At 49.1% G+C, this 8,098-nt stretch carries 7 protein-coding genes; all 7 read left to right on the forward strand.

Annotated elements, in window-relative coordinates:
* Window positions 1-607 precede the first annotated feature (607 nt).
* Window positions 608-868 carry a Veg family protein gene (locus tag M0Q40_12080; protein MCK9223333.1) on the forward strand — a complete coding sequence of 87 codons (261 nt, stop codon included), beginning with the start codon at window positions 608-610 and terminating at the stop codon, window positions 866-868.
* A 194-nt stretch (window positions 869-1,062) separates the two neighbouring features.
* Entirely contained in the window at window positions 1,063-2,280 is a 1,218-nt protein-coding gene (locus M0Q40_12085; protein MCK9223334.1) for a peptidoglycan-binding protein, read from the forward strand.
* Between the two features lie 116 nt (window positions 2,281-2,396).
* The gene (locus tag M0Q40_12090; GenBank protein MCK9223335.1) at window positions 2,397-4,121 is read left to right on the forward strand and encodes a DUF3794 domain-containing protein; all 1,725 of its coding nucleotides are present in this window, start codon (window positions 2,397-2,399) and stop codon (window positions 4,119-4,121) included.
* A 222-nt stretch (window positions 4,122-4,343) separates the two neighbouring features.
* Entirely contained in the window at window positions 4,344-5,480 is a 1,137-nt protein-coding gene (locus tag M0Q40_12095) for a D-alanyl-D-alanine carboxypeptidase (GenBank protein MCK9223336.1), read from the forward strand.
* A 17-nt stretch (window positions 5,481-5,497) separates the two neighbouring features.
* Window positions 5,498-6,349 carry a 4-(cytidine 5'-diphospho)-2-C-methyl-D-erythritol kinase gene (ispE, locus tag M0Q40_12100; protein ID MCK9223337.1) on the forward strand — a complete coding sequence of 284 codons (852 nt, stop codon included), beginning with the start codon at window positions 5,498-5,500 and terminating at the stop codon, window positions 6,347-6,349.
* 15 nt (window positions 6,350-6,364) lie between these two features.
* Window positions 6,365-7,174 (forward strand): NTP transferase domain-containing protein, encoded by an 810-nt coding sequence (locus tag M0Q40_12105; GenBank protein ID MCK9223338.1) that lies wholly within the window; start codon window positions 6,365-6,367, stop codon window positions 7,172-7,174.
* 560 nt (window positions 7,175-7,734) lie between these two features.
* On the forward strand, window positions 7,735-7,971 hold the full coding sequence (locus tag M0Q40_12110) for a hypothetical protein (protein ID MCK9223339.1): 237 nt from the start codon (window positions 7,735-7,737) through the stop codon (window positions 7,969-7,971).
* The last annotated feature ends 127 nt before the right edge of the window (window positions 7,972-8,098 follow it).

An 8,098-nucleotide genomic window follows, 5' to 3' on the forward strand; every position in this document is an offset into this window, starting at 1 on the left:
CACGTTCCTCCCAAAGCTGACGTTTGTCTTGGGTCACCACACAAGTCACCTCACTTGGTTATGATGGTTCAATTATCCCATCACAACAAAGCTGTCGCCATGTGGGTTAGCTTTGACGCTTACGAAGAATTGTTACCGATCTTGTTTTTATCTTTTAGTTAAGATTGGCCAGGGTGACTATCTTCTGCCGGGATCCCTCTATGGTTCCTTCAAGCACAAATTAACTGGGCATGTTCTGCCTCAAACCTGTCTTTTTTGAGACCTGCATACTCATATTACCTTAACCCTGTTTTCCAGCCGGCTCTCTTCCATAGGCCCTTAGTGCTCGAGAAGGGGATTTATCTAAGGAAATACCAAAGGAGCGAAGAGGACGCAAATCCTTTGGGCCGTTGAATTTGGAGGCCTTGGACAGGGACGACGCCAAAATGTGGGCATTTCCAGGCTAACCTCTGGAGCTAAGCCGACGAAACCCCAAGGATTTGCAAAGAAACTGTCTCACAAGATCCTTGACAGCAAGCTTGGCTATGTGATACATTATGTAGTTTAGTTGACAAAGGGCATCACCTGTGGTAATATATGATCGAATAAGTGCGAAGAAGGTGATCAGGTGACAGCGAAGGGCAATTCATTGCAAGCGATCCGACATGACCTGCAGAATTATGTGGGAAAGCCAGTAAGACTTCGGGCTAACCGAGGACGTAAAAGGATTATGGAGGCTAAAGGGATCTTGGAGAAGACCTATCCAAACCTTTTTGTTGTCCGGCTAGACGATGGTAGTCCAGTGCAGCGCATGTCATACACCTATGCTGATGTACTCACAGAAACCGTAGAGATTAAGTTTGATGATCGGAGAATCGGCGTCAGTTAAGTGGAAGGTATCAACAGGTTTCCATCTCGTTCCTCTTTCCCTGCCCTGGGGTTGGCATTAGGCCGACCGGGGCGTGTTTGCCACCGGTAGTTTTTCTTTAGACCGTTTTTCGATAAGTTCCCCTAAGTATCTATTTGGGTTTTCTTGAATATATAGACATAGACTAACCTTTTGGGGAGATGGCTATGTCCTATATGCGAAGAGAACCTGGCCGTCGCATCCTTAAAGAAGGCATGCGGGGGGCTGATGTCATATGGCTTCAAGAGAAGCTTATAGAGTGGGGGTATGCCCTAAACGGTGTCGATGGGCTGTTTGGTCCTCTGACCTTTGGGGCTGTGCTTGAATTACAGCGGGACTTCAAGCTAAGGGCCGATGGTATTGCAGGTCCTATGGTGTTTTCCCTCTTACAGGATCCACCTCCCATAATTAGGCATACGATTGAGGGTAGGGAGACACTGCTAAGTATTGCTAGACAATGGGGCGTGGGCACAGTAGGTCTTAGAGAGGCTAACCGGTGGCTTACTCCTGCTGGCCTGTATGTCGGCAGAAGATTGATCATTCCATGTCGGTACGTTGTAGTCTTTACGGATCCTAGCGACCCTCGGGTAGCAAATAGTATTGTCGACAATAACACGAATATAACTGGGTTGCTTCTGCAGGTTGAACTTGGTCGCAGTATCGATCGGGATTTGTTGAGTTTTTGTCTGGAGCATGAATTAAGTGTGTTCTTGGATGTAACCATCGATGAGACCGTTGGCGTTATGGCAAGGCGCCGTAAGAGAAAGCAGATCATTGACGAGGTATGCCGTTTGTGCCATCGAACGACTGCAAAAGCAGTTCATATTGATCTATCCGGTAATACACAGCTTCTATCCTTAGGTTTCCTACACCGCCTCAAGGATGCACTCCATCAAAAAAAGCGAAAGCTAGTGCTTACCTATCCCTACAGCCCAAGGGAATCCTTCCCCCCTTATCTCACCATAGCTGACCGCGTTATTCTAAGCAGCGTTTACAAGGAAAAACCCTCCATATGCTTACCGAGTTTTGCCCATCTGCGTCAAGGGATCATCAGACTGGGAAAGTTGATTCCCTCGTGGCGAATTTGGTTAAAACTACCTTTATGTGCATGGGAATATGATGATGAGACTGCTTCGGGAAGGACGATTAGTCATGGGGAGGGAATGGAGTTTTTGCGAAGGTCCCGGACCAAACCCGTTTGGTCCGAGGAGCTTAAAGTCATCGAGCTATCACGGGGTCTGCAACGAGTCTGGTTACCGAATGAGACCACAATGATGCATTGGCTATGGTTAGTGAACAGGTATAACCTAGGAGGAATCGTCTTAACGGGCGTGGGCTTAGAGGATAAGCGCTTGTGGCGTTGTCTGAAACAGCATTTCCTAATTCATAAATGATCCTGTAGATAAATATACTTAAATATCGATTCCAAAGTTACTCCGCTGGCAAGTTTGCATTTTCCGATGCATATAGTTAAGTAGATGGTCAAGCTTCATACAGGGAGGGGAATGCTGTGGGCTGCAAAGCAACGACTCGAATTCTTACACTCGAGGAGATCATAGGTGCTAGTGCAGAGGAGTTCAAGTTAGACGGGATGCTAGTGATTGGAGAAGGCAATCTCAATGCAGAAGAAATTGTACATTGTCGGGTAGAACCAAGGCTGACACAGGTTAGTATTGCCAAGGACTTGGAAGGTGTTGAAATCAGGGGAGTAGTTGATGTCTGCTGTGTTTACGTGGGGCGCAGTGACGATGATCAGGAAGCATTTTTTGCTAGTGTCAACTGGGAGCAGGCCTTGGCTTTTCATCGGGTTATTGAGATTCCTGGTGTGGAAGCTACAATGGAACCGGACGCGGATCTTTGTGTGACGGCGATGAGCCATGATCTGCAGGCAGATGGTCGCACATTGGATATTCATCTAAACATCCGGGCAAAGGTAAAGGCTAGTGCCGTAGAGAAAACTGCGATTATTGAGGATGTGATGGTCACCGAGCCCGAGAAGGCCAAAGTGGAAAAAGAACAGGTGCGGATCGATGAAATAATTGAATCACTAAAGGGTGAGCTGGAGACCAGGGGGACCTTAGTTTTAGGTGAGGATCAAATGCCTGTTGGCCGGGTTTTATCCTACAGTGCAACACCTAAGGTCAACAGTACTACCCTAGATGAGAATTGCATTGTTGTTGATGGTGATATAGAATACAAGGTCCTCTACGTGGTGGAAGAGGACCCCGCACCACAGCAGGCCGTTCACACAGAGACCACCGTCCAGGAAGACTTGTATAGTGAGTGGTCCGAATGGCAGCAGGAAACACGGCTTCCAGCGGTGAAAGAACGGGTCGCTGTTATCAATTTTGCTGGTGCTTCACCCTTCGTTTGTCGGATGGAGACGTTGAAAACGAAGGAAGGCATGCGCTTTCATCCCCGAGTAACGGTGCGAGAGGTCATGGTGCAAGGGCAGGGACGGGAGCTTGACGTTTCCTGCAGGATGGATATTGCCGGTAATACCATCCATCGCCACAAGGTTACCCTGGTTAAAGACGTTATCTCTAGTCAAGGCAGGGAAGTTGCCGTCCGGAGAGAATACCTACAGGTTACGGAAGTAGGCAGCGAGGGATTGGCACGGCGGAAGGCCGAGCTGTCTGTAGATATCCCGGAGGGTAAACCCTCGGTGGACCAAATCCTGGATATGACTGCCCGTATTTGGCCCGGGGAATACCAGGTACTCGAAGATAAGGTGGTGGCGGAGGCGAGCGTTTTCCTGGAAGCCTTCTACACCCCCCACAACGATGGGGGCTATGCACCAGTACAGACGGTGTCATGGAATCTAGAAAACCAGTTCACCATCGCCATTGAGCTTCCCATTAGTGATACCACCATGCATCCGGATTTGGATTTGACCATTGAGGCGCTTAGTTGGGATCTGGTGACACGGGGTCAGATTGAGGTAAGCCTCATTGTCCAGGCCAACTGCACCTTGAAGAACCAATCCGAGCGGGAAGTAGTTGTGGAATTAGTTCTTGTGGAACCTGAAGAAGAAAGACCCCCATCGTACCGCTTTGTCATTGTGCAGCCGGAAGATACCCTGTGGAAGTTAGCGGCAAAGTACCGCACCACAGTTCAGGAGATCCTAGATGAGAATCAGTGGTTGCTGGAGAAGGATAACCTGGAGCGTCTGGAGTGCGGTTGGAAATTACTGATACCGTCGAGGAAAGTAAGCGAGCTTCGTCCCATCACCTAATAATCGCCTAGCTAGCAATTTGCCTTGAAGACCCCTGTTGTGCGGGGTCTTTTTTCGTTAGGACTTGCATAAGCATTGGCATGGCCCCTCATTGGGTGCTAAACCGTGCTGGAAGGAACTAGAAGCAATGCCCGGGGAAGAAAAGCAGGAAAACAGGCCAAAGGGGCGAACTGTAGAATAGAAAATCTATGACTCACAGTGGATTACTTGGAGGCCTTTTCTATGCGAAAGCAGTTAGTCATTATCCTTGCAGTGATATTATTTGTAACTTGTTCGGGGTTGGCATCGGCCCAGGATTTCGATCTGCCTGCGGGTGCAGCTATTTTAATCGATGCGGATACAGGTCAGGTACTCTTTGCCAAGAACGAGCATGAACAGATGCCACCAGCCAGTATAGTAAAACTCATGACAACTTTACTAGTCCTTGAGGCGGTTGATAGCGGCCGGGCCAGTCTAGACGATGTTGTGATTACAAGCCAGTACGCTAGTCAAGTGGAGGGCTCTAAGGTCTTTCTAGCATCGGGGGAGAGTCACCCACTAGAGAAGATGATGCAAGCGGTCACTATTTACTCAGGGAATGATGCTACAGTTGCCGTGGCAGAATATCTTGGTGGTACTGAGGCCAACTTCGTGCGGCTAATGAACGAACGGGCCCAGGAGTTAGGCATGAAGAACACTTACTTCATTGATTCTAACGGCTTGCCAATTGGTGATCTGGATAATGCTAGCACAGCCTATGATATTGCCCTTTTGAGCCGTGAGGTAGTAAAACACCCCAAGGCCCTGGAATGGTCTTCCACCGAGTTTGCTATTTTCCGTGAGAAGCCCCGCTTTGATATGCCAAACCGGAACCGGCTCATTAAAGCCTATCCTGGGGCCGATGGCTTGAAGACCGGATATACTAGTGCTGCTGGTTACTGTTTGGTTGGGACCGCGAAAAAAGGAGATCTGCGACTGATTTCCGTGGTGTTGAAGACCGACAGTGATGACGAACGGCTTCAGCAGACCATGCGATTATTAGACTATGGTTTCAGCTTTGATTACCGGGATGTTGTAAGTCAAGGTAAACTCGTTGGGCAATTGGATGTGCTTGGCGGACGGAGTCAGAAGGTAGACGTGGCCGCCGGTGAGGATGTACGTCTACTGGCAGCACGTGGTGAACGGGATCCATTTGAAGTGCAACTTGTGATGAAAGAGGCTTTACAAGCGCCGATCAACAAAGGGGACGTTGTGGGTACTATGACCATCAGCTATCGGGGCAGAGTAGCTAAGGAGCTCCCTGTGGTTGCCGCTGAAGAAGTGGCCCGGGCTGGCTTTTTTACCCGTTTATTGCGAACCATATCCGGATGGTTCAAGTAATTACCGGAGTGAAAAACTTGGATGAACTTACGGTACGTGCCTATGCAAAGATAAATCTAGCTTTAGATGTCCTTGGCAGACGGGAAGATGGCTATCACGAGATCCGATCGGTGGTCCAAACCATAGATCTATATGATCGGATTCGGCTGACACTAAAACAGTCTCAGGCCATTGAACTTGTGTGTAAGGGGGACGGTGTTCCCAGTGGGAACACCAACTTGGCCTATCAAGCGGCACAGCTTCTGCAGGAGCGAACCCACACATTGAAAGGAGTTCGCATAGAGCTAGAGAAGAACATTCCCATTGCGGCAGGGCTTGGGGGTGGCAGTGCTGATGCGGCGGCTGTGATTAAGGGACTTAACGTCCTTTGGGAATTAGGACTTGAAAAATGGGAAATGCTCAGACTATGTGAGGAGTTGGGCTCAGATGTGCCCTATTGCCTCCTTGGAGGGACAGCGTTAATCCAAGGAAGGGGCGAGGTATTAACACCCCTTGAACCCATAGATGAGCTGTGGCTGGTCTTGGTACGCCCAAGGATAAGTGTGAGTACCCAAAGGGTGTATCAAGCCTGGCGTGATTTTGCTCCGGGGGAACCCATGGTTGAGCAGATGCTTGCGGCTGTTCAGCTGGGTGGCTCGAAGACGATAGCACAGAGTCTAGGCAATATGTTAGAACCGGTAGCTTTCCACATGTTTCCTGAAATAGCGAAGATTAAGACGATGGTCTCGACTGGTTCCCTCGGCGCTTTGATGTCCGGTAGTGGGCCAACCGTGTTCGGGATTATGGAAAACGAAGACTCGGCCAAGAAGTTACATAGTCTCCTCGAAATACATCCATGGGATGTGTTTGTGGCCCGAACGGTGGGATAGGATGGAGGTAGGAGCATGGGTGGTAAAGTGTGCGAAGTAGATAAGGTGAATGCGGTGGTTTTGGCCGGGGCGAGCAACGATGGGCCCATGAGCGAAATAAGTGGTGAGCCCTATGAAGCACTAATACCGATAGCTGATCGTCCCATGATTTGCTACGTATTGGATGCATTGCGGCAGGTCCCATGTATTGAACGGATCGTTGTTGTGGGTCCAAGGGAACTGCAGCCATTGCTTGGACGGACGATTGAGTTAGTACCAAGCACCGATAGTCTTGTGGACAATATCCAGGCTGGGCTTGCGCACCTGGTCTCTCCTCAACCTGTCTTACTTATTACCTCGGATATACCCTTAATTACCGGTGAAGCCATAGAAGACTTCTTAACACGGTGCAGGCAGGTAGAGGCGCATATCTACTACCCGATTGTGAGCAAGGAGATAAACGAGCTTCACTATCCTGGGGTACAGCGGACCTATGTGACCCTTAAAGATGGGACGTTCACCGGTGGAAATATGGTGCTATTGCAGCCGGAGCTCTTGACTCAATGCCAGGAAGTGATTAGCCGGGCGATTGGGATGCGCAAGAAGCCCGTGCAGCTATCCCGCATGCTGGGTCTAAGGTTCATTATTCGGTACTTGCTGAAACGTCTGGAGATGGCTGAAATAGAAGATCGGGCCGGTGAGATTCTCGGGTTCGCGGGGAAAGGCATTGTCTCACCCTACCCAGAGGTTGGCATTGATGTAGATAAACCAAGCGATTATGAGTTGGTGCAGGAATGCTTACATAGACTCAATGCCGACGATGGACTCCAATCAAATCCCACCTAAAAGCAACCATTAATCCGCCTATATGAGCGGTCGAATCATGCAGGTGGTTGGCTCGAAAAGGCGCTGCTCCTAACCCTAGCCTATAAGATCTTGAGGATGTCTGCTTGGGATAGAAAGGTTACGATCACGAACCACGAATCCCATAATACAAGATCGTGGACGTAGAACGGCCATCTGGCAAGAAGGAGAAAGCCAGAATATGGACTGATTGATAGAAGCGAAAGATAGGACTTGCCGTGGGATTCGCTATGAAGAGCTCTTCCCCCATATGCAGAGTCTTGAATGGGAGGTCCTGAAGACGAAATTGAGATCCTCCTCGGGATTAAAAGCCGAGACTGCACTATGTGGGACTTGAGGGTCCTTCGCAGAAGGCACCCGTGCTCTTTCCAGTGCAACTTGTAGTAGATTTATTCCAGCTAATTCCCCCCCAACCAAACGTTCAATGCTTAATTTAATTGTATCGGACTATATTTCTCCTCCACAGGAGGAGCTGCGCACACTCCCCCATTTGTGTTAATATGTATATGTATGGTGCAAGGGCAAGGAGGTGGCCAAGCAACGTGGGGATTATCCTATTACCCTTTAGGTTGATATTTGCGTTCTTTTCACTACTCCTTTGGTTGGTGCTACTGCCGTTTCGGTTATTATTCAGTTTAACGGTGGGAGTCTTAGTTGTGTTGGGGTGGATTTTTGTGATTATAGGGGTTATCCTGGTTGCTACCTTAGTAGCAATAGTTCCCGGAGCTCTTCTCGGGTTGTTCGGCCTTGGTCTTGTCGGATTGGCCAGAAGAAGCTGACTTTTGTATGAGTCAAGAATTTACGGGTTCAGGTAGGTGATCGCGAACGCGACGGATACCGCGGGTCCCATGAGAGAGAAGGGAAAAGAAGGGATCGAGAGGCTCAATCTCCAATATAGGAGATAAG

The sequence above is a fragment of the Limnochordia bacterium genome (assembly GCA_023230925.1).
GTDB lineage: Bacteria > Bacillota > Limnochordia > DUMW01 > DUMW01 > JALNWK01.

Coding starts and splice junctions, on each gene's coding strand:
- M0Q40_12085 (MCK9223334.1), top strand. CDS start 1,063: ATGCGAAGAGAACCTGGCCGTCGCATCCTTAAAGAAGGCATGCGGGGG.
- M0Q40_12095 (MCK9223336.1), top strand. CDS start 4,344: ATGCGAAAGCAGTTAGTCATTATCCTTGCAGTGATATTATTTGTAACT.
- M0Q40_12105 (MCK9223338.1), top strand. CDS start 6,365: ATGGGTGGTAAAGTGTGCGAAGTAGATAAGGTGAATGCGGTGGTTTTG.